The organism is Nocardioides eburneiflavus, assembly GCF_004785795.1.
Lineage (GTDB): Bacteria > Actinomycetota > Actinomycetes > Propionibacteriales > Nocardioidaceae > Nocardioides > Nocardioides eburneiflavus.
Genome location: NZ_SRRO01000001.1, coordinates 4,510,335 through 4,535,366, shown reverse-complemented (window position 1 = coordinate 4,535,366; position 25,032 = coordinate 4,510,335). Strand labels below are relative to the sequence as shown.

The 25,032-nt window shown below is 70.3% G+C and carries 23 protein-coding genes; 12 read left to right on the top strand and 11 right to left on the bottom strand.

The genetic code is table 11. The features are described from left to right. Positions 1-37 precede the first annotated feature (37 nt). The gene (locus tag EXE59_RS21310; RefSeq protein WP_168218630.1) at positions 38-1,273 is read left to right on the top strand and encodes a glucose-1-phosphate adenylyltransferase family protein; all 1,236 of its coding nucleotides are present in this window, start codon (positions 38-40) and stop codon (positions 1,271-1,273) included. 3 nt (positions 1,274-1,276) lie between these two features. On the opposite strand, the gene EXE59_RS21305 is transcribed toward EXE59_RS21310, so the two are convergent. Together EXE59_RS21305 and EXE59_RS21300 are read right to left on the bottom strand one after the other, a co-directional pair. Beyond that, positions 1,277-2,164 (bottom strand): GNAT family N-acetyltransferase, encoded by an 888-nt coding sequence (locus EXE59_RS21305; RefSeq protein WP_210429090.1) that lies wholly within the window; start codon positions 2,162-2,164, stop codon positions 1,277-1,279. Next, on the bottom strand, positions 2,161-2,574 hold the full coding sequence (locus EXE59_RS21300; protein ID WP_135840689.1) for an SRPBCC domain-containing protein: 414 nt from the start codon (positions 2,572-2,574) through the stop codon (positions 2,161-2,163). The genes EXE59_RS21305 and EXE59_RS21300 overlap by 4 nt, the downstream gene beginning before the upstream one ends. Positions 2,575-2,659: 85 nt before the next feature. Here EXE59_RS21300 and EXE59_RS21295 point away from each other — a divergent pair, with 85 nt between their 5' ends. Both EXE59_RS21295 and erpA read left to right on the top strand, forming a co-directional pair. Next, positions 2,660-3,766 (top strand): glycerate kinase family protein, encoded by a 1,107-nt coding sequence (locus EXE59_RS21295; protein WP_135840688.1) that lies wholly within the window; start codon positions 2,660-2,662, stop codon positions 3,764-3,766. A 166-nt stretch (positions 3,767-3,932) separates the two neighbouring features. Then, the gene (gene erpA, locus EXE59_RS21290) at positions 3,933-4,292 is read left to right on the top strand and encodes an iron-sulfur cluster insertion protein ErpA (RefSeq protein ID WP_090971856.1); all 360 of its coding nucleotides are present in this window, start codon (positions 3,933-3,935) and stop codon (positions 4,290-4,292) included. Positions 4,293-4,564: 272 nt separating this feature from the next. Here erpA and EXE59_RS21285 read toward each other — a convergent pair whose 3' ends face one another. Beyond that, entirely contained in the window at positions 4,565-4,819 is a 255-nt protein-coding gene (locus tag EXE59_RS21285) for a hypothetical protein (RefSeq protein ID WP_135840687.1), read from the bottom strand. A gap of 64 nt (positions 4,820-4,883) precedes the next feature. Here EXE59_RS21285 and EXE59_RS21280 point away from each other — a divergent pair, with 64 nt between their 5' ends. Continuing rightward, positions 4,884-5,870, top strand: coding sequence for a carbohydrate kinase family protein (locus tag EXE59_RS21280; protein WP_135840686.1), 987 nt, complete (start codon positions 4,884-4,886; stop codon positions 5,868-5,870). Here EXE59_RS21280 and EXE59_RS21275 read toward each other — a convergent pair. Both EXE59_RS21275 and EXE59_RS21270 read right to left on the bottom strand, forming a co-directional pair. Continuing rightward, positions 5,860-6,117, bottom strand: a complete 258-nt coding sequence (locus EXE59_RS21275) for a sulfurtransferase TusA family protein (protein WP_135840685.1) — start codon at positions 6,115-6,117, stop codon at positions 5,860-5,862. The genes EXE59_RS21280 and EXE59_RS21275 overlap by 11 nt on opposite strands. Further along, positions 6,114-7,241, bottom strand: coding sequence for a cysteine desulfurase family protein (locus tag EXE59_RS21270; protein ID WP_135840684.1), 1,128 nt, complete (start codon positions 7,239-7,241; stop codon positions 6,114-6,116). Before EXE59_RS21270 ends, EXE59_RS21275 begins: the two co-directional genes overlap by 4 nt. Before the next feature lie 181 nt (positions 7,242-7,422). Between EXE59_RS21270 and ctaC the strand changes: the two genes are divergently transcribed. The 4 genes from ctaC (at position 7,423) to EXE59_RS21250 (ending at position 11,812) form a co-directional block, all read left to right on the top strand. Next, on the top strand, positions 7,423-8,319 hold the full coding sequence (gene ctaC / locus EXE59_RS21265; RefSeq protein WP_246056975.1) for an aa3-type cytochrome oxidase subunit II: 897 nt from the start codon (positions 7,423-7,425) through the stop codon (positions 8,317-8,319). Positions 8,320-8,375: 56 nt separating this feature from the next. Then, on the top strand, positions 8,376-10,091 hold the full coding sequence (gene ctaD / locus EXE59_RS21260; protein WP_425464547.1) for an aa3-type cytochrome oxidase subunit I: 1,716 nt from the start codon (positions 8,376-8,378) through the stop codon (positions 10,089-10,091). Further along, on the top strand, positions 10,088-10,486 hold the full coding sequence (locus EXE59_RS21255; protein ID WP_135840682.1) for a cytochrome c oxidase subunit 4: 399 nt from the start codon (positions 10,088-10,090) through the stop codon (positions 10,484-10,486). The genes ctaD and EXE59_RS21255 overlap by 4 nt, the downstream gene beginning before the upstream one ends. 102 nt (positions 10,487-10,588) lie before the next feature. Next, positions 10,589-11,812, top strand: coding sequence for a L,D-transpeptidase (locus EXE59_RS21250; RefSeq protein ID WP_135840681.1), 1,224 nt, complete (start codon positions 10,589-10,591; stop codon positions 11,810-11,812). A 326-nt stretch (positions 11,813-12,138) separates the two neighbouring features. Here EXE59_RS21250 and qcrB read toward each other — a convergent pair whose 3' ends face one another. Genes qcrB through ctaE form a run of 4 tightly spaced genes read right to left on the bottom strand, consistent with a single transcriptional unit; the run spans position 12,139 to position 16,512 of the window. Next, on the bottom strand, positions 12,139-13,887 hold the full coding sequence (gene qcrB, locus EXE59_RS21245) for a cytochrome bc1 complex cytochrome b subunit (protein WP_425464546.1): 1,749 nt from the start codon (positions 13,885-13,887) through the stop codon (positions 12,139-12,141). Between the two features lie 5 nt (positions 13,888-13,892). Next, positions 13,893-14,966 carry a cytochrome bc1 complex Rieske iron-sulfur subunit gene (qcrA, locus tag EXE59_RS21240; protein WP_168218629.1) on the bottom strand — a complete coding sequence of 358 codons (1,074 nt, stop codon included), beginning with the start codon at positions 14,964-14,966 and terminating at the stop codon, positions 13,893-13,895. Beyond that, on the bottom strand, positions 14,963-15,835 hold the full coding sequence (gene qcrC, locus EXE59_RS21235) for a cytochrome bc1 complex diheme cytochrome c subunit (protein WP_135840680.1): 873 nt from the start codon (positions 15,833-15,835) through the stop codon (positions 14,963-14,965). The genes qcrA and qcrC overlap by 4 nt, the downstream gene beginning before the upstream one ends. 35 nt (positions 15,836-15,870) lie before the next feature. Then, positions 15,871-16,512, bottom strand: coding sequence for an aa3-type cytochrome oxidase subunit III (ctaE, locus tag EXE59_RS21230; RefSeq protein WP_135840679.1), 642 nt, complete (start codon positions 16,510-16,512; stop codon positions 15,871-15,873). 74 nt (positions 16,513-16,586) lie between these two features. Between ctaE and EXE59_RS21225 the strand changes: the two genes are divergently transcribed. The 3 genes from EXE59_RS21225 (at position 16,587) to trpD (ending at position 19,235) form a co-directional block, all read left to right on the top strand. Continuing rightward, on the top strand, positions 16,587-17,507 hold the full coding sequence (locus EXE59_RS21225; protein WP_135840678.1) for a cytochrome c oxidase assembly protein: 921 nt from the start codon (positions 16,587-16,589) through the stop codon (positions 17,505-17,507). A 185-nt stretch (positions 17,508-17,692) separates the two neighbouring features. After that, positions 17,693-18,106, top strand: coding sequence for an Rv3143 family two-component system response regulator (locus tag EXE59_RS21220; RefSeq protein ID WP_135840677.1), 414 nt, complete (start codon positions 17,693-17,695; stop codon positions 18,104-18,106). 94 nt (positions 18,107-18,200) lie between these two features. Then, on the top strand, positions 18,201-19,235 hold the full coding sequence (gene trpD, locus EXE59_RS21215; protein WP_135840676.1) for an anthranilate phosphoribosyltransferase: 1,035 nt from the start codon (positions 18,201-18,203) through the stop codon (positions 19,233-19,235). A 4-nt stretch (positions 19,236-19,239) separates the two neighbouring features. Here the strand turns inward: trpD and EXE59_RS21210 are convergent, their stop codons facing one another. After that, positions 19,240-19,863 carry a YgjV family protein gene (locus EXE59_RS21210; RefSeq protein WP_135840675.1) on the bottom strand — a complete coding sequence of 208 codons (624 nt, stop codon included), beginning with the start codon at positions 19,861-19,863 and terminating at the stop codon, positions 19,240-19,242. Between the two features lie 100 nt (positions 19,864-19,963). Beyond that, positions 19,964-24,571, bottom strand: coding sequence for an Ig-like domain repeat protein (locus EXE59_RS21205; protein WP_135840674.1), 4,608 nt, complete (start codon positions 24,569-24,571; stop codon positions 19,964-19,966). Between the two features lie 162 nt (positions 24,572-24,733). Here EXE59_RS21205 and EXE59_RS21200 point away from each other — a divergent pair, with 162 nt between their 5' ends. Next, complete coding sequence (locus EXE59_RS21200; protein ID WP_129457122.1) at positions 24,734-25,012, top strand: Lrp/AsnC family transcriptional regulator; 279 nt, start codon at positions 24,734-24,736, stop codon at positions 25,010-25,012. Positions 25,013-25,032 lie beyond the last annotated feature (20 nt).

Below are 25,032 nucleotides of genomic sequence, written 5' to 3'. Positions count from 1 at the left end.
GGCCGGACAGTCGGTCCCGGGTGCCATGCTTCGGCCCATGACGCGTCGTGGTGAGGTGTTGGCCCTGGTGCAGGCCGGGGGGCAGGGGTCCCGGATGGACGTCCTGACGAGGGAGCGGGCCAAGCCGGCGCTGCCGTACGGTGGGGTGCACCGACTGATCGACTTCGCGCTGTCCGGACTCGTCCACGCCGACCTCGCCGACGTCTGGGTCTCCCTGGAGTACCAGGTGACGTCGATCGACGACTACCTGTCCGGCGGGCGACCGTGGAGCCTGGACCGCAACCGTGGCGGCTTCCGCCGGATCGTGCCGCAGACCGGCACCGGTCCGGCCACCGAGAGCGGCTTCGCGCACGGCAACGGCGACCTGCTGCTGCGGATGTCGGCCGACATCGAGGCGTTCGGTGCCCGCACGCTCGTGGTGTGCAGCGCCGACCACGTGTTCAACATGGACCTCGCCCCGGTGGTGGAGGAGCACGTCGCCGCGGGCCGGGTGGCCACCGTCCTGACGAGCGAGGTCACCAAGAAGGACGCCACCGACAACGTCGTGGTGCTCGCGGGGCGGGACGGCACGATCACCGGCGTCGAGAACAAGCCGTCGCGCCCCTCGTCGGGCACGGTCGCGACCGAGATCTTCCTCTACGACACCGAGGTGCTCCTCGCGACGCTGCGCGACCTGCGGCGCGAGCTCTCGGGCGACGCCGACGCCGAGGACGACGGCGACAGTGGCATCGGCGACTTCGGGGAGCACCTGCTCCCGCGGCTCGCCGAGACCGGCCGTGCGGTCGCGGTGCCGCTCACCGGCTACTGGCGCGACGTCGGCCAGCCGGGCCTCTACCTCCAGTCCCACCGCGACCTGCTGGCCGGGAAGGTCGACGTGTTCGACGCCCCCGACCGGCCCGTCATCTCGCACTGGCCGGACCGTCCCGCGGCGCGCGTACGGGCGTCGGGGGAGTGCCGCGACTCGATGCTGTCCCCGGGCGCCGACGTCGCCGGGGTCGTCTCGGGGAGCGTCCTGGGGCCCGGCGTCGTGGTCGAGAAGGGCGCCGAGGTCCACGACAGCGTCGTCATGGAGGACTGTGTCATCCGCGCGGGCGCGGTGGTCCGTACGACCGTGCTGGACGAGCGCTGCGAGGTGCTCGCCGGCGCACGGGTCGGCGCCGAGCCGACGCGCAGGCTCGCCCACGACGACGACCTGGTGCTGGTCGGGCGCGACTCGCGGGTCTCGGGCGGGATCGCGGCCGGGGCACGCCTGGAGCCCGGGTCCGCGACCTGAGCGCTACAGCAGCGAGCCGTGGTGGACGTACGGCGCCGGCGGCTTCATCCCGCGCACGCACAGGTAGCCGTTGGAGTAGATCGCGAGGCGCGCGGCGAGACCGACGTCGAGCGCCCACGCGTTGACCGCGGTGATGTGGCGGACCTCGACCTGGGCCCCGGGCGCGGAGGAGGCCAGTGCCTCCCACATCAACCCCGACGCCGTACGCCGGTTGGTGGCGGCGACCAGCACGGGGACGCCCTGGTCGTCGACGTAGGCGTAGCCGGACCCCGTGGTGTGGTCGGTGACGACGAGCCGGAACTGCTCGAGCAGCAGGTGGTGGTCGTCGAGGTGGGCGGCGCCGCGGGTGCGCCGGTCGACCGAGTTCATCAGGTCCACGTCCGCGGCCGTGCCCTCGCGGACGCGCTCGACGACGGGTATGGCGCTGCGGTCGACCACCCCGGTGAGCAGCATCTGCGGGTGCAGGTCGAACCCCGCGAGCCGGTAGCGGCGTACCGCGCCGGGGTCGGCGCTCGCCGCGAACATCCCGCGCAGGCAACCCCGGCCGTGGTGCATCGCCGCCGCCATCAGCTGGGTGCCGATGCCCTGGCCCTGGTGGTCGGGCCGCACCGCGAAGGAGGCGAGGATCCACATCAGCTCGCGCACGCGCGACACGGCCCCGCCCACGACCTCGCCGTCGACCTCGGCGACCCAGCAGCCGCCGGGATCGGTGACGAGCGCCCGGCCGGTCCGCCGCATCCAGTGCGCGTTGCGGCCCGGGGGACGGCGTACGGGGTCGGGCCAGGCCCGCTGGTAGGTCCGCGCGTCGACCTCGTAGTAGCTGGTCGCGGTGACCTCGGCGAACGCCTCGAGGTCCTCGCCGCGCATCGGCCGGACGACCGGCGCGGTCACGACACGTGGGAGGCGTAGCGCTGGAGCAGCTCGCCCCAGTGGGTGTACTTCTCGCGGAGCTCCTCGGTGCCGGGGACCCAGCCGCTGTGCACCAGTCGCACGAGCGTGCCCTCGGGTGCCTCGGTGAAGCGGACGTCGAGGACGGTCGCCTCGTCCTCGGGGTGACCCAGCCAGAACTCCTGCGTGTAGTGGCCGATCGGGTCCCACTTCATCACGCGCCCCCAGACGTGCTCCTCGTCGCCGTGCACCGACGCGACCGACCCGTCGGGGTCGATCGCGATCCCGGTGAACGTCGCAGGGTCGGGGCTCAGCATCGGGTCCCACCACTCGCCCATCTGGGCGGTGAAGCCGACGAAGGCCTCGGTGACGGTCACCGGGACCGTGATCTCGGCGACGACGGGTTCGATCATGCGGTGTCCAGGCTCATGGGGCCAAGCATGCCCGACGCACCCACCCGGGGCAGTGCTGGACCGGCCGTGCTGGATCATGGGCGCCATGCGCGTGCTGATCGCCCCGGACAAGTTCGCCGGCACCCTCACGGCGGTCCAGGCCGCGGAGGCGATCGCCACGGGCTGGCGACGCCAGGCGCCGGACGACGAGCTCGACCTGGCCCCGATGGCCGACGGCGGCCCCGGGTTCGTCGACGTGCTGCACGCGGCGCTCGGCGGCGACCTGTCCGCCGTCACCGTCAGCGGCCCGCACGGAGTGCCGGTGCCGGCCGTGGTGCTCCGCGTGGGCGACACGGCGTACGTCGAGAGCGCGCAGGCGGCCGGCCTGCACCTGGTCTCCGGAGCGCAGTCCGGCCCGGGGTCCAGCGAGGTCGAGACCGCGACGAGCACAGGGGTGGGCGAGCTCGTGCTGGCGGCCGTGGAGGGCGGTGCGACGACCGTCGTGGTCGGCCTCGGCGGTTCGGGCACCAACGACGGAGGCGCTGGCGTGCTGGCGGCGCTCGGTGCCACCGCCGACGTCGCCCTCGACCGCGGTCCGGCGGCGCTCGCAGCGGTGACCTCCGTCGACCTCGCCGCGGCCCGCGCGCGCCTCGCGGGCGTCACGCTGGTCGCCGCCAGCGACGTCGACAACCCGCTGACCGGGCTGTTCGGCGCGACCAAGACCTTCGGTCCGCAGAAGGGCCTCGCCGAGGACCGCATCGCGGAGGTGGACGGCTGGCTGGAGTCCTTCGCGGCGGCCACCGACCGGCGTACGTCGCTCGAGAAGGGCGCAGGCGCTGCCGGCGGGATCGGGTACGCCCTCCTCGCCCTCGGCGCGACGCGCGAGCCCGGCATCGCCCTGGTCGCCGAGGCCGTGTCCCTGGCCTCGCGGGCGAGCGCCGCCGACCTGGTCGTCACGGGAGAGGGCGCCTTCGACTTCTCCAGCCGCGCCGGCAAGGTCCCCTACGGCGTCGCCGGCATCGCCTCGGAGGCCCTGCGGCCGTGCGTCGCCCTCGCCGGCCAGGTGCTGGTCGGCTCGCGCGAGATGCGCGCCCTCGGCATCGAGTCGGCGTACTCCCTCGTCGAGCTGGTGGGGGAGGAGCGGGCCCTCGGCGCCCCTGCGGACGCCCTCGCCGACCTCGCGGCCCGCGTCGCCCGGACCTGGTCGCGCTGAGGTCGGCGGAGGCGCGCGGACAAACCCCGGCAGCCGAGAGGCTCAGCACCTCGCGCTCGACCGACTTCTGTCCGCGTGTCTCCGGCCGCGGGCACGAGCACGGGGAATATCGGCCGGTGTGCGACCATTGAGGCAAGCAGTACCCCGAGACTTCTGGAGTGATGAGATGACCGAGCAGGTCGAGACCACCGAGCGCCGCACCGACCAGATCAACCTCTCCGCTGTCGCCGCCGGCAAGGTGAAGAGCCTCCTCGAGCAGGAGGGTCGCGACGACCTGGCACTGCGCATCTCCGTGCAGCCTGGCGGCTGCTCGGGCCTGCGCTACCAGCTCTTCTTCGACGAGCGCACGCTCGACGGCGACGTCACCACCGACTTCGACGGCGTGACCGTCGTCGTCGACCGGATGAGCGTCCCCTACCTCAACGGTGCCGAGATCGACTTCGTCGACACCATCGAGAAGCAGGGCTTCACGATCGACAACCCCAACGCCACGGGTTCGTGCGCGTGCGGCGACTCGTTCCACTGATGTGACGCTCGAGGCTGAGCTTGCGAAGCCTCGACGAGCGGCCAGATTGAGCAAGGCCCGCGACCGAGGAACGAGGTCGCGACGGCCGCGTCGAATTCCATGACGTACGACGAAGGGCCCCAGCCGGTTGGCTGGGGCCCTTCGTCGTACGTACGTGCTGGCTGAGGCTGCTTCGCGGCTCTCCGGGTTTCGACACGCTCCGTCGCGGCTTCGTTCCTCAGCCGCGGTCGCTGCTCAACCACCAACGATCGAGTCCGCTGGCGCGTCCTCGCTCAGTCCAGGTGCAGGTGCAGCGCGTTGGCGATGCGGGCAGCAGCGTCGGAGACCCGGATCTCGCGCTTGCCGACCTCGTCGGGGTAGTCGTCGAAGCGGAGGCTCGGGGCCGGGTTCACGGCCGCCTGGGCGGCTCGCTCGAGGCGACCCTGCAGACCGAGGTTGCGGCTGGCCGCACGGCCGTCGGCGGCCATCTCGGCGGGCGTGCCGAGCTCGTCGCTGAAGAGTGGCGCGGGGCGTCGCGAAGTCGTCATGAGCCCGACCGTATTCGCTACTGATGCGTATCCCGAGCTGTACCGGGAGGTAGTGTTTCGCGGCGTGTCCCTCCTCGTTGCAGGATCCATCGCGACCGACCACCTGATGTCCTTCCCGGGCAGGTTCAACGACAGCCTGGTCGTCGACCAGCTCGACAAGCTGTCGGTGTCCTTCCTCGTCGAGGACCTGGACGTGCGCCGCGGTGGGTGTGCGGCCAACATCTGCTTCGGCCTCGGCAACCTGGGCCTGCGCCCGGTGCTCGTCGGGGCGGTCGGCGAGGACTTCGCCGAGTACCGCGCCTGGCTCGAGCGGCACAACGTCGACTGCGGCTCGGTGCACGTCTCCGAGACCCGCCACACCGCTCGCTTCGTGTGCACCACCGACTCCTCGATGGCGCAGATCGCGAGCTTCTACGCCGGGGCGATGAGCGAGGCGCGCGAGATCGAGCTCAAGCCGATCGTCGACCGGGTGGGCGAGCCCGACTACGTGATCATCGGTCCCGACGACCCGCAGGGCATGCTGCGCCACACCGAGGAGTGCCGCCAGCGCGGCTACCGCTTCCTGGCCGACCCCTCGCAGCAGCTCGCCTTCGGCGACGGCGAGCTGATCCGGCCGCTCATCGACGGTGCGGACATCCTCTTCTCCAACGAGTACGAGGCGAGCCTGATCACCCAGAAGACCGGTTGGAGCCGCGAGGAGGTCCTCTCCCGCGTCGGCACGTGGGTGGTGACCCTCGGTCCCGCCGGCGTACGGATCGACCGCGAGGGCGAGGAGTCCGTCCTCGTGCCGGCCGTGCCCGAGATCGAGAAGGTCGAGCCGACCGGCGTCGGCGACGCCTTCCGTGCCGGCTTCATGGCCGCGCTCACCTGGGGGCTGTCCCACGAGCGTGCCGCGCAGCTCGGCTGTCTGCTCGCCGTCTACGTCGTGGAGCAGGTCGGCACCCAGGAGTACGAGATCTCCCGCAGCGCCTTCCTCGCGCGCTGCGCCGCGACCTACGGCGACGACGCTGTCGCCGACTTCGAGCCGCACCTCACGACGATCAGGCCGTGACCCTTCGTACGACGTAGCGCGGGCGGCCGTCCTCGGTCACGTCCGCGCCGACGTATTCCTGGCCCTTCATCCGGCACCAGGCCGGCACGTCGACCTCGGCGGCGGCGTCCATCGCCACCACGGCGATGAGCTCGCCGACCTCGACGTCGGTGAGGTGGCGCGCGAGCTCGATGACCGGCATCGGACAGGGCAGGGTGGTGCAGTCGAGCTCGAGGGCGACCTCGTGGCCGTCGTGAGAGGCGCTCACAGCCCCACCCGCGAGCGGATCTCGGCGACCACGCCCGGCAACGCGTCGCAGAACGCGTCGACGTCGGCGCGCGTCGTCTCGCGCTGGAGCGACAGGCGTACGTTGCCGTGGGTCAGCACCCCCATCGCCTCCAGCACGTGGCTGGGGGTCAGCGTCGACGCGGTGCACGCCGACCCGCTGGCGATCCCGAACCCGCGGCGGTCGAGCTCGCTGACCAGCGCCTCGCCGTCGACGTAGAGGCACGAGAACGTCACGAGGTGGGGGAGCCGTCGCACGGGGTCGCCGACGACCTCGACGTCGGGCACCTCGGCGGCCACCCGGCGGCGCACGACGTCGACGAGCTCGTGCTGGCGGGCGTTGACCTCGTCGCGCTCGGCGACGACCACCTGCAGCGCAGCGGCCGCGGCGAGGGCCGCGGGGACGTTCTCGAAGCCGGTGGACCGCTCGTCGGCGCGGTCGTCGCCGGGGAACGGGTTGCGCCACCGGGCGCGCTTGCGGACCAGCAGGACGCCGACCCCGGCCGGGCCGCCCCACTTGTGGGCCGAGCCGGCCGCCGCGGCCCAGCCTCCCGGAAGCGGGAGGCGACCCATCGACGCGCAGGCGTCGGTGAAGAGCGGGACGTCGTCGGGCAGCTCGAAGTCTCCGACGTCCTGGACGGTGCCGACCTCGTGGTTGGCGGTCTGCAGCGCCACGACACCGACGCCGGGGGAGCAGGCGTTCTCGACGAGGTCGCCGTCGTACACCCGGCCGTCGCCCATCACGCCCACATCGACGGCCCGTCCGCCCCACGCCACGGCGTGCCGGACGGCGGAGTGCTCCACCGCGGAGTGCACGACCCCATCGCCCCGGCGCGAGCCCCGCAGCAGGCCCAGCAGCCCCAGGTGGACCGCGTGGGTGCCGCTGGGCGTGAACGTGACCTCGTCGGGGCGTACGCCGAGCGCGTCCGCCGTGGCCTCGCGCGCGTTGTCGAGCAGGAGCCGTGCCTCGCGGCCCGCGCGGTGCAGCCGCCGCGGGTCGGCGTACCCCCGGTCGAGGGCGGCGAGCAGCACGTCGCGGGCAGCCGGGTGCAGCGGCGCCGAGGACGCGCTGTCGAGGTCGCCGGGCCCGGTCGGAGCAGCAGTCACATGGGCAACTTATGCCACGCACCGCGCGCTGCAGGCGCGAGCACGGAGCCTGACCTGCACGGATCGCCCGACACCCGACCCTGCCCTGCCCGGCGTCGCCCGTTGGGGATACTCTCTGTACGTCGAAAAGGACCGAGAGAGAGGCTCGTCAGTGGGTCTGCAAGTCCCCAAGCTTTCAGGCGTGCCTGCGAGGCGCACCCTGAAGGCCGCGCTGCTGGGCGTGACGATGCTGGTGCTGGCCGGATGTTCCGAGGCCGACCAGCACCAGATCCGCAACCTCGCGATGCCCGACCGCGCCAGCGCCGAAGGTCCCTACACCTATGAGCTCTGGAAGTGGGCCTGGGTCGCCGCGATGGTGACCGGCGTCATCGTCTGGGGCCTGATCTTCTACGCCGTGGTGAGGTTCCGCCGCCGCAGCCACGACGAGGTCCCGCGGCAGACGCGCTACAACCTGCCGCTCGAGGTCTTCTACACGATCGCCCCGGTGCTGATGTGCGTGGTGTTCTTCTTCCACACCGTCCGCGTCCAGGACGAGGTCCTCAAGCTCGACCCCGAGCCCGACATGACCGTCGAGGTGCTCGGCCAGCAGTGGTCGTGGACCTTCAACCACGGTGTCGGCGAGCAGGACCCCTCGGCCACCGGCGGCGAGGACGAGAACGGTGAGCCCGACTTCGCGTACGGCTCCTACGTCTACACCTCCGGCACCGGCGCCCAGATCCCGACGCTCGTGATCCCGGTCGACCAGACCATCCAGTTCAACCTGCACTCGCCCGACGTGATCCACGACTTCGGCGTGCCGTCGTTCCTCGTCAAGATGGACGTCATCCCGGGCCGGGTCAACAGGCTCCAGGTCACCCCGACCGTCGAGGGCGAGTACGTCGGCAAGTGCTACGAGCTCTGCGGTGTCTCGCACTCGCGGATGCTGTTCAACGTCGAGGTCGTCAGCCAGTCGGAGTACGACGCCTACCTCGCCGACCTGGCCGAGGCCGGCAACACCGCCGAGACGCCCATTCTCGGTGGCAGCTACGTCCGGGACCAGGCCGGTCTCGATGACGAGTCGGAAGGACACAGCGAGTGAGCGCCGCAACCACCGCCACGCCGCACGCCGCGGCACCGCCGCCGGAGCGCAAGCCCCTGGGTGAGCAGGCCGTGCGCATCCTCACCACGACCGATCACAAGCTGATCGGCAAGATGTACCTGATCACCTCGTTCGCGTGGTTCCTGATCGCCGGCCTGATGGCCATGCTGATCCGCTCCGAGCTGGCCTACCCCGGCTCGCAGATCGTCAACGACCAGCTCTACAACCAGCTGTTCACGATGCACGGCACGATCATGCTGCTGCTGTTCGCGACGCCGCTGTTCTTCGGCTTCGCCAACGTCATCATGCCGCTCCAGATCGGTGCGCCCGACGTGGCGTTCCCGCGCCTCAACATGTTCAGCTACTGGCTGTTCCTGTTCGGTGGCCTGATCGCCGCGTCCGGCTTCCTCACGCCGGGCGGCGCCGCCGACTTCGGCTGGTTCGCCTACACGCCGCTGTCCGACGCCGTCCGCAGCCCGGGCGTGGGCGGCGACCTCTGGATCATGGGCCTCTGGATGGCCGGTCTCGGCTCGATCCTCGGTGGCGTCAACTTCATCACCACGATCATCTGCATGCGCGCGCCCGGCATGACCATGTTCCGGATGCCGATCTTCGTGTGGAACACGCTGATCACCAGCATGCTCGTGATCCTGGTCTTCCCGATCCTCGCCGGCGCGCTGCTCTCCCTGGAGGCCGACCGGATCCTCGGCGCCCACGTCTTCGACCCGTCGCACGGCGGACCTATCCTGTGGCAGCACCTGTTCTGGTTCTTCGGCCACCCCGAGGTCTACATCATCGCCCTGCCGTTCTTCGGCATCATCTCCGAGATCCTCCCGGTCTTCAGCCGCAAGCCGATCTTCGGCTACGTCGGCCTGGTCGCCGCGACCCTCGGCATCGCGATGCTGTCGGTGGCCGTGTGGGCCCACCACATGTTCGTCACCGGCGCCGTCGACCTGCCGTTCTTCTCGGGCATGACGTTCCTCATCGCCGTGCCGACTGGCGTGAAGTTCTTCAACTGGATCGGCACGATGTGGGGCGGGTCGCTGTCCTTCGACACCCCGATGCTGTGGTCGATCGGCTTCCTCACGACCTTCCTCTTCGGTGGTCTCACCGGCGTCATCCTGGCCAGCCCTCCGCTCGACTTCCACGTGTCCGACTCCTACTTCGTCGTGGCGCACTTCCACTACGTCGTCTTCGGCACCGTGGTGTTCGCGATGTTCGCCGGGTTCTACTTCTGGTGGCCCAAGATGACCGGCAAGATGCTCGACGAGCGCCTCGGCAAGCTGCACTTCTGGATCCTGTTCATCGGCTTCCACACCACGTTCCTGGTCCAGCACTGGCTGGGTGTCGAGGGCATGCCGCGTCGCTACGCCGACTACCTGCCCGAGGACGGCTTCACCACGCTCAACCAGATCTCGACCGTGGGTGCCTTCCTGCTCGGCGCGTCGACGCTGCCGTTCCTCTACAACGTGTACGTCTCCGCCAAGGGCCCGAAGGTCGAGGTGGACGACCCGTGGGGCTGGGGCCGCTCCCTGGAGTGGGCCACCAGCAGCCCGCCGCCGCGCCACAACTTCCACACGCTCCCGCGGATCCGCTCCGAGTCGCCGGCCTTCGACCTGCACCACCCGGAGATCGCGCTGCTCGAGCTGGACGAGAACCCCGCCGAGCGCAACGGTGATGTCGCCGACGCGCCGGAGGTGGATGGTCGCGAGGAGATGCTGCGCGACCGGGCCGACTCGCCCACCGATGACACCGAGGGAGACCACCGATGAAGGCCGAGGCATGGATCTTCGGGATCACCGCCCTGTTCGTCGCGGTGGTCACCCCGGCCTACTGGTTCCTCGCCGAGGACTGGACCGGCACCACCGCGCTGGTGATGACGGCCCTGCTGTTCGGCATGGTCACCCTCTACCTCGGCTTCCACGCCTCGCGCATGGACTCGCGCCCCGAGGACCGCAAGGACGGCGAGATCTCCGACGGCGCCGGTGAGCTGGGCTTCTTCCCGCCCTACTCGTGGTGGCCGCTGTGGTGCGCCCTCGCCCTCGGCGTCATCGTCTACGGCACGGCGATGACCGCTTGGTGGCTGGTCATCATCGGCTTCACCGTCGGTGCCGTCGTGACCTGCGGGTTCGTCTTCGAGTACTACCGCGGCGAGCACGCCCACTGACGCACCCCGCGCTTTTCGGAAGGACCCGTCCAGGACGTACTCTGGACGGGTTCTTCTGTTCCACCGCCCGTCCGGGCGGGCTCTGCACGGGGGGTTTGTCGCATGCGTTCACGCGCGCTCGGGTCCACACACGCCGCACGCCGTCGTACGGCCGCTGCCGCGACGCTGCTGGTGCTGTCGGGCGGCCTCGCCGCGTGCAGCACGCCGTCCAACGCCGGAGCCGGCGACGCGGGCAGCCCGGGAGCCTCCGCCGCCACCGACGACCCGAAGCCCGCGCCGGTGCGCCTGACGACCAGCTTCGCCGACTCCGCCGCCGTGCCGATCGACGCGCCCGTCACAGTGACCGCCTCCGGCGGGGCGCTGGACGCCGTACGGGTCACGTCCGCGGTCGGAGACGTCGAGGGCACGGTCTCCGACGGCACGTGGACCTCCTCGACCCGGCTCGAGCCGGGCACCGACTACTCGATCACCGCCACCGCGACCCGCGACGACGGCCGCAGCGTCGAGCGCACGCGGTCGTTCCACACCGTCGACCTGACCCTCGACGAGCAGACCTTCCCCTCGATCGCCCCGCTCGACGGCGAGACCGTCGGCGTCGGGATGCCGGTCGTGGTGACCTTCGACCTGCCGGTGACCGACCGCGCCCTGTTCGAGAAGCACATGTCGGTGACCAGCCAGCCTGCGCAGAAGGGCTCCTGGTACTGGCTCAGCGACCGCGAGGCGCACTACCGACCCGCGCGCTACTGGAGGTCCGGCACGGCTGTCTCGGTCGACCTCGACATCAACAGCCTGCCGGCGGGCAACGGGATCTACGGCCAGGAGTCACGCAGCATCGACTTCACGATCGGTGACTCGGTCGTCAGCCGCGTCGACGTGAGCACCCACACGATGCGCACCTTCGTCAACGGCGAGCTCGCCCGCACGATGCCGATCAGCGCCGGCAAGGCCGGCTGGGAGACGCGCTCGGGCACCAAGGTCATCATCGAGAAGTTCCGCCGCAAGCGGATGAACGCCGCCACGATCGGCGTCGACGAGTCGGACCCGGAGTACTACGACCTGTCCAACGTGCAGTACGCGCTGCGGGTCACCTACTCCGGTGAGTTCCTCCACGCCGCCCCCTGGTCGACCGGCTCGCAGGGGAGTGCCAACGTCTCGCACGGCTGCGTGGGCATGAGCCTGGCCGACGCCCAGTGGCTCTACGACCGCACCAGCCGCGGTGACGTCGTCGAGGTCACCGGCTCCGCCCGGCAGATGACCCTCGAGAACGGCTACGGCGACTGGAACCTCCCGCCCGCCGAGTGGAAGCAGGGCTCCGCGCTCTCCTGACGGGCCGGTGGTACGGCGCTCCGGGGAGCGGTGCCCCACCCACCTTCGACGCGCGCGGAATGTGGCTCACGCACCGCCCACGGCGTGTCGTACGGCGGCGCGCGGGGGAGCGGTGCCCCACCCACGTTCGACGCGCGCGGAATGTGGCTCACGCACCGCCCACGGCGTGTCGTACGGCGGCGCGCGGGGGAGCGGTGCCCCACCCACGTTCGACGCGCGCGGAATGTGGCTCACGCACCGCCCACGGCGTGCCGAAGTCCCCGACCCGAGACCACAGAGGGCCCGCCGGGATCATCCCGGCGGGCCGTCGTGCGTGGAGCTGTGACTCAGTGGTCGCGCAGCGGCACGTCGGTCGTGTCGCGCAGGCGGTGGTCGTCGAACTGGTGACCGTCGACCGGGTGGTCCAGACCCGCCTGGAGCTCTGCCTCGTGCTCGGCGTGGTGGTGCGCCGCCTCGAGCTCGGCCCGCGTGGGCTTCTGCACGTTGTGGCTGTACATCCACGACGACAGCCGGGCCCGCAGCTTCTCCGAGCGCGAGTTGGGCGCGGCCACGCCGGAGGCGTCGGTGTCGCCGCCGACGGTGAAGACCTCGTCGCGGTCACGCGCGGTGAGCGTGTAGGCGGCGGTCTCGCTGATCGGCAGGTGACGCTCGGCGTACGCGCCCTCGGGCGAGCGGGTGATGATGCCCGTCTCGTAGCCGTGGAGCAGCTTCTCGTTGTCGTGACGCTGCAGCGAGATGCACCAGCGGCGGGTGATCCAGAACGCGATGAGCGGCCCGACGAAGATCGCCACTCGCATGAAGTAGGTGATCTGGTTGATGCTCAGGTCGAGCTTGATGGCGATGATGTCGTTGCCGCCCGCGGCCCAGGCGAGGCCATAGAAGGTCATCAGGGACACCATCACCGCGGTGCGCGTCGGCGCGTTGCGGGGGCGCTGGAGCAGGTGGTGGTCGCGCTTGTCACCGGTGATCCAGCCCTCGAGGAAGGGCAGCATCATCAGGATGACCAGCATCAGCGGCGGGACGAGGAGGATCGGGATCAGCACGTTCCACGAGATCGTGTAGCCGAAGATCACCGACTCCCAGCCGGTCGGGATGATGCGGAGCAGGCCGTCGGGCCAGCCCATGTACCAGTCGGGCTGCGAGCCGGCCGTCACCTTGGTCGGGTCGTAGGGGCCGAACTTCCACACCGGGTTGATCGACAGCAGGCCGCCCATGATGGCGATGACGCCGAAGACCATGAAGAAGAAGCCGCCGGCCTTCGCGGCGTACACGGGCAGCATCGGGAAGCCGACGACGTTCTGCTCGGTGCGGCCGGGGCCGGGCCACTGGGTGTGCTTGTGGTAGACGAGCAGCAGCATGTGGGCGGCGATGAGCGCGAGCAGGATGCCCGGGATCAGCAGGACGTGGATGATGTAGAGGCGCGGGATGATCGACTCGCCGGGGAACTCGCCGCCGAAGAGCAGGAACGACATGTACGTGCCGACGACCGGGGTGGCCTTGAGGAACCCGTCGGCGGCGCGGACACCGGTGCCCGACAGCAGGTCGTCGGGGAGCGAGTAGCCGGTGAAGCCCTCCAGGGTGCCGAGGAGGAGCAGCAGGCAGCCGATGACCCAGTTGAGCTCACGGGGCTTGCGGTAGGCGCCGGTGAAGGCAACGCGCAGCAGGTGGACCATCATCGAGGCGATGAAGATCGCCGCCGCCCAGTGGTGCATCTGGCGCATCAGCAGGCCGCCGCGCACGTCGAACGAGATGTGCAGGGTCGAGGCCATCGACTCCGACATGCCGACGCCCCGGAGCTGGTCGTAGGAGCCCTCGTAGGTGATGTGGCCCATCGACGGGTTGAACCACAGGGTGAGGAACACGCCCGTGAGGAGCAGCACGACGAAGCTCCACAGCGCGATCTCGCCGAGCATGAACGACCAGTGGTCGGGGAAGACCTTGCGCAGGTTCTTCTTCATGGCCGTGGCGAGGCCGAGGCGGTCGTCGGACCACGAGGCCAGCGAGCCGGCGGGGCCGGGCTTGGACGCCGTGGCGGCGTCGGTGCGGTTGCTCGTCGCGACCTTGCTGGTGTCGATGCTGCTCACAGCTTCTCACGCTCCCAAAAGCTGGCCCCGATGGGCTCGGTGAAGTCGCTCTGCGCGATCAGGTAGCCCTCGTCGTCCACCGCGATGGGCAGCTGGGGAAGGGGGCGGGCAGCCGGACCGAAGACGACCTTGGCGTGGTCGGCGAGGTCGAAGGTCGACTGGTGGCACGGGCACAGCACGTGGTGCGTGGTGCGCTCGTAGAGGGAGATCGGGCAGCCCACGTGGGTGCAGATCTTCGAGTAGCAGATGATGCCGCTGGTGGTCCACTTCTCACGGCCCTCGAGGGGCGTGATGTCCTTCGGGTCCATCCGGACGATGATGATCGCGCCCTTGGCCTTCTCGGCCTGCTCCTCCGCGCCGTGCAGCTCGGGGTAGCCGTTCTCCTCGGAGGGGAACATGGCCTCGGGGGCGGCGTTGATCAGGTCGCCGACCTCGACCTCGCTGGCGAGGATCGGGGTGCCGACGACGTCTCGGACCAGGCGCATGCCCGGCTCCCAGATCGTGTGGCCGAGCTTGCTGATGTCGAGGGCGTTGCCGGGGGCGAGGTCACGCAACAGCACGACGGCGGGGAGGCCGAGGATGCCGACCGCGCCGAGCATCGTGTTGCGCACGAGCGGGCGGCGGCCGATGCCGGCCTCGTCGAGGCCGTCGTTGAGCGCCTGGACGGTCGCCTCGCGGTCCTCGGGCGGGGACGCGGCGGGGTGCCGCATCTCGACCATCTCGTGGTCGGCCATCAGCTTGCGGGCCAGGTGGATGATGCCGATGCCGATGAGCAGCAGGCTCATGCCGAGCGTGACGCCGAGCGAGACCGTCGAGGCGCCCATGCCGGCGAAGGTGTCCCAGTTGTCGCCCACGGAGAAGGAGAAGTAGGCGACCACGAACAGCACGGCGAAGACCATCGCGGCGATGAACATCGCGGCGATCTGCCGCTCGGCGCGCTTCTCGGCCTTGGGGTCGACGTCGGTCGGGCGCCACGTGTGCGCCGGGAGACCGGGGTCGGCGATCGGCTCGGACTCGCGGTGCGCAGGCACGTGCGACTCGTACGGAGCGGGGGTGTTGTCGTTGGTCACGCGTCCACCTTGTTCTTGTTGCTGCGCGTCGTGTGCGAGGCGATCCAGACCGCTGCACCCACGAGTCCACCGATGCCGACCACCCAGGCGAACAGGCCCTCGGACACCGGGCCCAGTCCGCCGAGCGTGAAGCCGGCGTACTCGGGGGTCTCCTCGAGGCTACCGAGGTAGGCAATGACGTCGCGCTTCTCCTCGGGGGAGAGGTTGCCGTTGCTGAAGTTGGGCATCTGCTGCGGGCCGGTGAGCAGGGCCTCGTAGATGTACTTGCCCTCGACGCCGTGGAGCGAGGGGGCGTACCCGCCGCGCGGCATCGCACCGCCGGCGCCGTTGAAGTTGTGGCACGCGGTGCAGTTGGTGAGGAAGATCTGCCCGCCGCGGGAGATGGCCTCCTCGCGCTCCTCCTCCGAGAGACCCTCGATGGAGTAGTCGGACTCGTTGGGGATCGCGGGGCCGGGGCCGAGCGAGGCGACGTAGGCGGCGAGTGCGGCGGTCTCCTCGTCGGTGAAGATGACCTTCTTGCGGGGCGCCTGCGCGCCCGGGCTCGCCATCGGCATGCGGCCGGTGCCGACCTGGAAGTCGACGGCCGCGGCGCCGACGCCGACCAGCGACGGGCCGAGCTGGTAGCCCTCGCGGACGGTGGGCACGCCCTCGCCGTTCTGGCCGTGGCAGAACGAGCAGCTGGCCAGGAAGAGCTCCTTGCCCTGCGCGACCTGCTCGGTCTCGCTCGGCTGGTTGTCAGCCTGGGCGGGGGCGAGGGCCGTGTAGAGGGAGCCGCTGATCAGGAGTCCCAGCAGCAGCACCGCGAGACCCGCAAGCGGTCCCCGACGGTGCCGGGAGAGGCGACCAGCGGTTCGGTTGAGCAAACGCACGATGAGTCCTTGCCGGTTGCGGTGACGAGGGCGGATTACTTGATGACGTAGATCGTGAAGAACAGGCCGATCCAGACCACGTCGACGAAGTGCCAGTAGTAGGACACGACGATCGCGGTCACGGCCTGCTCGTGGGTGAAGCGTCGGGCCAGGTAGGTGCGGCCCAGGACGAACAGGAAGGCGATCAGGCCGCCGGTCACGTGCAGGCCGTGGAAACCGGTGGTCAGGTAGAACATCGAGCCGTAGGCCGAGCTGCCCATGGTGATGCCGTGGTGCACCAGCTCGGCGTACTCGAGGGCCTGGCCGCCGATGAAGATCGCCCCCATCACGTAGGTGAGGATGAACCACTCGCGCAGGCCCCACTTGGCGACGTTGAGCAGGCCTCCGGTGCGCCCGACCTGGCCGCGCTCGGCGGCGAACACGCCCCACTGGCAGGCGAACGAGGACGCCACCAGGATCGCAGTGTTGGCGGTCGCGAACGGGACGTTGAGGCCGGCCGTCTCCTGCGCCCACAGCTCGGGGCTCACCGCGCGGATCGTGAAGTAGGCCGCGAACAGCGCCGCGAAGAACATCAGCTCGCTCGAGAGCCAGATGATCGTGCCCACGCTGACCATGCTGGGTCGGTCGTGGTGCCCGTGCAGACGGGAGGCCGGAATCGTCGCAGTTGCTGTCGCCACGGAGTCATTATGGCCGCTGGCGCCGACAGAGGGCACCCCGACCCCCTGTACAGCCACGTCATAAAGTTCACAGCGTGCTGACCGCCCTCTCCGACGCCTCCGAGCCACTCCCCGGATTCACGCTGGGGAGCGTCCTCACGGACTGGGGGATCGACCCGATCCCGTTCGTGGTGACGGTCTGGGCGGTCGGCCTGTACGCCTGGGGAGTGCTCCTGCTGCGGCGCCGGGGGGACCGCTGGCCGGTCGGTCGGACCCTCGCGTTCGTCGGCCTCGGGATGGGCTCCTTCGCGTTCGCGACGATGTCGGGCCTCGGTCGCTACGACACCACGCTGCTGAGCGTGCACATGGTCCAGCACATGCTGCTCTCGATGGTGGTCCCGCTCGCCCTCGCGCTCGGCGCGCCGGTGACGCTCGCGCTCCGTACGCTCCCGCCGCGGCCGCGCCGCTGGCTGCTGGCGGTGCTCCACTCGCGGGTCGCGAAGGTCCTCGCGTTCCCGCCGCTCGCGTTCGTGCTCTACGTCGCCTCGCCGTGGGCGCTCTACTTCAGCCCGTGGTACGACGCCAGCCTGAGCTCGGCGTACGTCCACCAGATGATGCACATCCACCTGGTGCTCGTCGGGACGCTGTTCTTCTGGCCGCTGATGGGGGTCGACCCGGTGCCGGGGCGCGTCAGCCACCCGTTCCGGGTGCTGCTCACGCTCATGACGCTGCCCTTCCACGCCTTCCTCGGCGTCACGATCATGGGCCAGACCACGCTGATCGGCGGGGCGCACTACCTCGCGCTGCGCGAGGGGCCGATGGGCGCGTGGCTGCCGCCGGCGATCGACGACCAGCACCTCGCCGGCGGGATCCTGTGGGCCAGCGGCGACCTCATCGGCGTGCTGTTCTTCGCGGTGCTCTTCACCCAGTGGGTGCGCTCGTCGATGAAGGAGGCGGCGCGCGAGGACCGGCGGCTCGACCTCGCGGAGCGGCGTACGCCCACCCCCGGCGGCTGAGGTGCGAGCGCAGCGACGACCGGCCGCTGGTTGAGCAGCGAGCGCAGCGACGACCGGCCGCTGGTTGAGCAGCGAGCGCAGCGACGACCGGCCGCTGGTTGAGCAGCGAGCGCAGCGACGACTGGCCGCTGGTTGAGCAGCGAGCGCAGCGAGCGTGTCGAAACCGAGGCCTATACGATGCCCCCGTGACTGATGCCGCGCAGCGCTCCCTCAAGGTCCTCGTCTACAGCGACGACGTGAACACCCGCCAGCAGGTCATCCTCGCGCTGGGCCGTCGCCCGCACCCCGACCTGCCGGAGCTCGAGTACGTCGAGGTCGCCACCGAGCCGGTCGTCGTGCAGAACATGGACCGCGGCGACATCGCACTCGCCATCCTCGACGGCGAGGCCGTCCCCGCGGGCGGCATGGGCATCGCCAAGCAGCTCAAGGACGAGATCTACGAGTGCCCGCCGGTCCTGGTCCTCACCGGCCGGCCCCAGGACGCGTGGCTAGCCACCTGGTCGCGCGCCGAGGCCGCGGTCCCGCACCCGATCGACCCGATCCAGCTCGCCGAGGCCGTCATCGGCCTGCTGCGTCCCTCGGTGCCGGCCACGTCCTGACGTTCATCGCTGGTTGAGGAGGTCGCCCAGCGACCGTCTCGAAACCCGACCACACCCGACCGGTGACTGTCGGAGGGTCTGGAACACTCGCCCCATGTCCCACACCTGGCCCGACGTCCTCTCCACGCTGGTCGCCGGGAGCGACCTGACGACCGAGCAGGCTCGATGGGCCATGGACGAGGTGTTCGCCGGGGCGGCGACGCCCGTCCAGCTCGCCGGTCTCGTGGTGGCGCTGCGCGCCAAGGGCGAGACGGTCGAGGAGGTCTCCGGGATCGCGGCGGCCATGCTCGCCGCCGCCAACCCGATCTCGGTGCCCGGACGGCTGCTCGACATCGTCGGCACCGGCGGAGACAGGTCGATGTCGGTCAACATCTCCACGATGGCCGCGATCGTCGCGGCCGGCGCGGGCGCGCGGGTGGTCAAGCACGGCAACCGCTCGGCCTCGTCGAAGTCGGGCTCCGCCGACGTCCTCGAGGCCTTGGGCATCCGCCTCGACCTCGCTCCGGCCCGGGTCGCGGAGGTCGCCGAGGAGGCCGGCATCACCTTCTGCTTCTCCGCCGCCTTCCACCCTGCGATGCGGCACGCCGCGGTCCCGCGCCGAGAGCTCGGCATCGCCACCACCTTCAACATCCTCGGCCCGCTGACCAACCCGGCCCGCCCGCAGGCGCAGGCCATCGGCTGCGCCGATGCGCGGATGGCACCCGTCATGGCCGGCGTGCTCGCCGAGCGCGGCGTGGACGCCTGGGTCTTCCGCGGCGACGACGGCCTCGACGAGCTGACGACGACCACCACCTCCACGGTGTGGCGGGTGCGCGGCGGCGACGTCACCGAGCACACCGTCGACCCGGCCTCGCTCGGCATCGCCCGCGCGACGACGGAGGACCTGCGCGGCGGCGACGCCGCACACAACGCCGAGGTCGTACGCCGGGTGCTGGCCGGCGACGAGGGTCCGGTCCGCGACGCGGTCGTGCTCAACGCGGGCGCCGCTCTCGCGGTCCACGACACCCCGGACGACGACGTCGACACCGCGCTCGCCGCTGGGGTGGCGAAGGCCGCCGGGGCCATCGACTCCGGGGCGGCGCAGGCTGCTCTCGAGCGGTGGGTGGCGGCGAGCTCCGCCGGGAGCTGACGGCTCAGAGCTCGAGCACGTACGACTCGCCCTCGCGGCGGAAGCCGAGGCGGTCGTAGTAGGCGCCGACCATGCCGGGCGGCGTGACCACGCGGCGGATGCCGCGGTCGGTGAGGAGGCCGCTGCGGCGCCAGACGAACTCGCCGGGGGAGAAGTCGCGGTAGCGGGGCGTCACGTAGTCGAGGAGGACGTCGGCGGTGTCCCCGGCCTTGCGGAGCAGCACGACGCCGACGGTCTCGTCGCCCTTCTGGACGATGAACGCGTCCTGGGCCTCGGACGGGTCGTGCACGAACCCCGGGTTGAACTTGAGGATGTCGCCGCCGTGGACGCGCAGGGTGTGGCGCAGGTACTCGTCGGTGGGCGCCACCTCGAGCACGTCGAACGCCGTCTCGTCGTGACGGTCGCGCAGCAGCTGGACGATGAACCAGAGGTTGATCGCCACGAGCACGGTGTTCATGCCGACCATCGGCCAGACCTCGAGGACCGCGTTGAAGACGATCAGGATCACGCAGGCGACGGCGTTGAGCACGCGTAGCCGAAGGACGCTCGCCTGGAGCAGGGAGTAGACGAGCAGCGCACTGCCGCCCCATCCGAGGACGTCGAGCCAGTGGTCAGCGAGCCAGTTCACGGCCGGATGCTACTGCCGCCGTGACGTGCGCGAGGCATCGTCGACGGCCGCGACGACGAACGGCCCGCCCCGCGGTGCGGGACGGGCCGTTCGAGGTCGATCACGGCTGGACGGAGAGCCTCATCGCCTTGGAGCGCGAGCCCTGGGTGCTGGCGTCGCCGAGGTACTTCACCAGGATCCGGTGCTTGCCCTTCTTGAGCTTGGGCAGCTTGAACGTGATCTTGCCGTTCTTGGCCGTGACCAGCGTCAGCTTCTTCAGGACCTTGGTGCGGTCCATGATCTTGACGACGCCGACCGGTCCCTTCACGCCGGGCACCGTGACGGTGATGCCGACCTTGGCCCTCTGGCCCGGCTTGATCCGGGTGGCGGACAGGGTGGCGGTGGTCGTCGACCTCAGCTTGGCGATCGCGACCGCCGCCGCGTTGGCCGACCCGTCGGTGAACCCCGTCTTGGTGGCCAGGACGGTGACGGCGACGTTCTTGCCGGCGTCCTCGGGCGTCAGGCGGTAGCTCGAGGTCGTCGCGTTCGGGATGGGAGCCCCGTTGCGAAGCCACTGGTACTTGAACGACGGGGACGGCTGGGACCACGTGCCCGGCTCCACCTTGAGGTTGCTGCCGGAGACGGCGGTGCCGGTGATGACCGGCTGGACCGTGGCCTGGAGCGCTCCACCGGCCGTGGCAACCACCACGTTGCTGACCGCGACGCTGTCCTGGAAACCGGCCTTCTTGCCGGTTGCCCTCAGCGCGATCTCCTTGCCGAGGTCGGTCACCGTCAGCGTGTAGCTGGCCGTGGTCGCACCTGAGATGTTCGTGCCGTTGCGCACCCACTGGTAGGTGGTGGTCACGTCAGGCTGGTTCCACACCGGGGCCGTCCCGACCAGCGCGGCACCGATCCCCGTGCCGGACGGAGCCGACACCTGCGGTCCGGCCACGGCGCTCAGCGTCTCGACGCGCGCCGGGCTGGAGTGGGCGACTCCGTCGGTGTAGCCGGTCGCCGATGCGGTGACGCGGAAGACGAGGTCGGTCCCCACGTCGGCTGCCACCGGCGTGTAGCTCAAGGTCGTGGCTCCGTCGATCGGCGTGCCGTTGCGCAGCCACGCGTACGTGTACGTCAAGGTCCCGTACTGCGTCGGCCAGGTGCCCCGGTTGCCGGTGAGACGGTTGCCCACGGCGACTGGTGACCCGGTGATGCTGGGCGGGGTCACGTTGGCGATCGCGTCACCAGAGGTGGGCGAGATCGGCAGGCTGGTGCTGACGCCATCGAGGTACCCGGGTGCCTTGCCCGTCGCCTTGACGGTGATCGACTTGCCGAAGTCGGCCGTGACGAGCGTGTAGGACGTCCCCGTCTGGCCACTGATGTTGGCCCCGTCGCGTTGCCACTGGTAGGTCGTGGTCACGCTGACCCCAGACGGCGTCCACTCGGGCGGGGAGAGCGTGAGGGTCTTGCCCAACCCCGTGCCCTCCGGAGTCTCGATGACAGGCTTGAGCGAGGCCTGCAGCTGGCTGTTGACGACGAACGACGACGACGCGGAGCCGATCGCGTTGCCGCTCGCGTCCCTGGCGGTGATCGTCCACTGGTAGGTGCCGCTGACCAGGTTGGTGAGAGGCGCGTACGCGCTCGCCGCGGTAGTGAACGTCTGCGTGGAGTTGTTCGGTGCCGTCAATGCCACGCTGTAGGTGGCGGCTCCGACGACCTGGTTCCACTGGAGGACTGCGCCGTTCGGCGGCGTCGAGGCACCGGGGGCTGGGGCCAGGAGGTTCATCGCCCCAGCGGTGACGCGGAAGCGACCGGCCACGGACCACGGGCCCTTGTTGCTGTCCGAGTCCGTACGCCGCACGCGCCACAGGTAGTACTGGTCCGACACCGGCAGCGTCGCGGTGGGCACGAATGCCGCGTTGCGCAGGTTGGTGGCCGACGCGAAGCCGACCTTGTTCCCGGAGGAGAAGGTGGTGTCGTCGTTCTTGTAGACCTCGATGTCGTAGGACTTGGCGAAGGCCTGCGGAGTCCAGCGGAAGGGCACCGTGCCGGCCACTTGGGCGTTGCCGGTGGGCGAGCTCAGGCTCACCTGCGGGCTCTGCTTGGTGAAGGTCTGGACCTCTGACCAGGCGAGGCCGTTGTCGTCGCTGTCGACCGCCTGGACGCGCCAGTAGAGCGTGCCCTCGGGATAGAGCTTGTCGGTCGCGGTGTACGTCGTCTGGTCGACAAGCGCCGTGTCCACGAGTGTCCCGGCGAACGAGGCGTCGTCGTCGACCTCGATGCGGTACTGCTTGCCGGACTGGTTGGGGATCTCGCCCGTCTGCGCCCAGGGTTGCTCCTGGTTGGTCGCCCAGTAGTCGGTCCATGAGAACGTGATCTCGGTGCCAGCAGGGGTCGTGTTGGACAGGCCCTGCACCTCGGGCGAGCGCTTCTTGAACGTCCCCTGCGCGACATCGGTCTGGGACACCGGGTCGGGACCGCAGTTGAGGGCGGTGCGGCACGGCCGGATGTGCCAGTAGAACGACTGGCCGGCCTGGCTGTCGGGATAGGTGTGCGCCCGGTTGTCCAGCGCCGGTGCGTACATGGTGTTCCGGGTCGCCGGGACGGCGTTGCTCGGCTCGAGCAGGTTGGTGAAGCTCGGGTCGCTCGCGACGTAGACCATGTAGTGGGACGCTCGCGGGTCGGGCGTCCAGCTGAGCACCGGCGTGCTCGGCACGGTGCAGCTGCCGGTCGTCGGCGTGCACGGGTTCTTCGCCCCGGCGTAATTGACGTCGAGCTGCTGTCCGCCTTGGGCGAGTGCGTGTCCAGTCGTCGACCGGATCTCCTCGACGGTGAACCTTCCCTCCGGGCCGGTCCCGATCGCGACGTTGTTCGCGTCGTACGCCGTGACCCGCCAGTCGTAGCTGCCGGGCAGCAGCAATCGCTTGGAGGTGTCGGTCATGGCTGGGTAGGGGACGGGCTCACCGAAGAGGTCGTCGGTGCCGTGGCCGAACCACACCTGCGTCCCGTCGGTGGCGTTGCCGACGCTCACTGCGTAGTGGCGTGCGCCCGCCATGGGCGACCAGGTCAGCGACGGGGCGGTCATGATGCCGGTCGTGGTGGACGTTGGAGTGAGCGGGGTGAGTGCCGGCTCGGCGCTGACCGGGTCGTTGCCCGACACGTTGAACGTGTTGCTGTAGGTCACGGAACGGCTGCGGTCCGCTCCGAGCGCCGTGATCCGCCAGGTGAAGGGACCGTCGCCCGGGGCGAGGCGGGTGGTGCCGCTCAGGGTGTAGCTGGTCGCCGCGGTCTCCTTCTTGACGACCTGCGACCCGTTGGCCCGGAGGATGACGATCTCGTAGGCCTCGGCGCCGACGGCGGTGTCCCAGGTCAGGGTGGGTACGTCGACGACGTCGCCGTTGCGCGGCGACATGTTGGTCACGCTCAACGGCAGGTAGGTGAAGGCCTGGGTGTCCGAGAACAGCCCCTGCACGCCAGGGATGTCCCCGGACTTCGTGAAGGGCCGGTCGAGCCCGCGAACCCGCCAGTAGTTGATCTCGCCCGCTTGCGGGATGCAGTCCTCGTTGACGCGCGGTGGGGCGAGGATGCCGGTGGTGTTCACGGCGAACATGCCCGGCGTGAACGTCGTGCCCGCCACGCGGCAGCTCTCGAACGTGCCGACGGAGAAGTTGGCCTGCGTGCCGAGCTGGAACTCGTACTCCGAGGCGTGCTTGATCGGGGTCCACTGGAAGTACAGCGGCGCCGGCACCTCCTCGGCGCCATCGGCAGCCGGGTAGACCGCGGTCGGGCGATCCGGCCAGTTGCGGGTGAAGCTGAAGCGAGCTGCGGTCCACGGTGTTGCCTGGCCGGACATGTCAATCGCACGGACCCGCCAGAAGTAGCTCTTGTTGTCGTAGGTGATGGCGGGGGAGTAGCGAGTGCCGAGGATGCCCGTCCGGTCGTCGGTGAGGGCGGAGCCCTGGCTGAAGTCGGCTTCGGTGGACACCTGCAGGTCGTACGAGACCGCTCCGGGCACGGGGGTCCAGTCGAGGACGACGTCCTGCAGGTTGAGGGCCGCGTCGTCGGGCGGCGAGGTGATGGTCGGCGCGGCCAGCGGAGACACCACGAAGCGGCGCTCCTCGCTCGCCGGCGAGTTCAGACCGCTGCCCTTGCTGGCCGTGACGCGCCAGAACCAGTCGCCGTCACCGAGCGGCACTGGTACGACGAGGCTGGTGTTCTCGGTCGAGTAGGAGGACGCACCGACGAAGTCCGCGTCGCCGTCGACCTCGACCTTGTACGAGGTGGCGCCCGCCGAGGGTGCCCAGCTCAGCAGCGGAGGATTGGTCGGCTGTGCCAGGACCGCGTTGGATGACGGCGAGGACAGCACGGGGGCTGCCAAGCGCGTGCTCGAGAAGCTGCTGGATGCTGTGGGACCGGCCTCGGTGCCGGCGAAGGCAGTCACCGACCAGTCGAGGTTCCCCTCCGGCAGCGCCTGGGGAGGCACGAAGGAGTTGTTGACCGTGTTGGTCGTGGTTCCGTTGACCGTGACCGCGTACCGCGTCGCGTTGGGCACGTGCTCCCACGACAGGATCGTGGTGGTGCTGTCCGGCTGGTTCACCGACAGGCCGGTTGGCATGTCCGGTGGGATGGCGGACGCCGGCGACAGCTGCCCGAACGTCGCAGCGACGAGTCCCAGGGTGATCGCGGCAGCGATGCGCAGACGGACGGTGGCGCGGTGCGTGGAGCGTGACATCCCGAAAGTTCCCCTCGTCGGGCGGTGGCAGACCGTCACACGCTAGGTGTGTCGCGGGTCACCGTGGGCCGAAATGACCCGTCCCTAGTCACAAAGGACTAGTGGGTCCGTCCGATCGGTCGCCGCCGGTGCCGCGGTCGTCGGGAGCGCTACGGTGAAGCCATGATCACCGCCATCGTGTTCGTGAAGGCCGACGTCGCGCGCATCCCCGAGGTCGCGGAGGCGATAGCCTCCCTCGACGGCGTCAGCGAGGTCTACTCGGTGACCGGCCAGATCGACCTGATCGCGCTCGTACGGGTGCGCGAGCACGAGGACGTCGCGTCCGTCGTCGCCGACCGGCTCAACAAGGTCGAGGGCGTCACCGAGACCGAGACCCACATCGCCTTCCGCACGTACTCGAAGCACGACCTCGAGTCGGCGTTCAGCATCGGGCTGGACTGAGGGTCTCGTGACGGGCGCTG

Bases quoted from the DNA above. Each gene is read 5' to 3' on its own strand.
- EXE59_RS21310 (WP_168218630.1), top strand. From the start codon at position 38: ATGACGCGTCGTGGTGAGGTGTTGGCCCTGGTGCAGGCCGGGGGGCAG.
- EXE59_RS21300 (WP_135840689.1), bottom strand. From the start codon at position 2,574: ATGATCGAACCCGTCGTCGCCGAGATCACGGTCCCGGTGACCGTCACC.
- EXE59_RS21295 (WP_135840688.1), top strand. From the start codon at position 2,660: ATGCGCGTGCTGATCGCCCCGGACAAGTTCGCCGGCACCCTCACGGCG.
- erpA (WP_090971856.1), top strand. From the start codon at position 3,933: ATGACCGAGCAGGTCGAGACCACCGAGCGCCGCACCGACCAGATCAAC.
- EXE59_RS21285 (WP_135840687.1), bottom strand. From the start codon at position 4,819: ATGACGACTTCGCGACGCCCCGCGCCACTCTTCAGCGACGAGCTCGGC.
- EXE59_RS21255 (WP_135840682.1), top strand. From the start codon at position 10,088: ATGAAGGCCGAGGCATGGATCTTCGGGATCACCGCCCTGTTCGTCGCG.
- EXE59_RS21250 (WP_135840681.1), top strand. From the start codon at position 10,589: ATGCGTTCACGCGCGCTCGGGTCCACACACGCCGCACGCCGTCGTACG.
- trpD (WP_135840676.1), top strand. From the start codon at position 18,201: ATGTCCCACACCTGGCCCGACGTCCTCTCCACGCTGGTCGCCGGGAGC.
- EXE59_RS21205 (WP_135840674.1), bottom strand. From the start codon at position 24,571: ATGTCACGCTCCACGCACCGCGCCACCGTCCGTCTGCGCATCGCTGCC.
- EXE59_RS21200 (WP_129457122.1), top strand. From the start codon at position 24,734: ATGATCACCGCCATCGTGTTCGTGAAGGCCGACGTCGCGCGCATCCCC.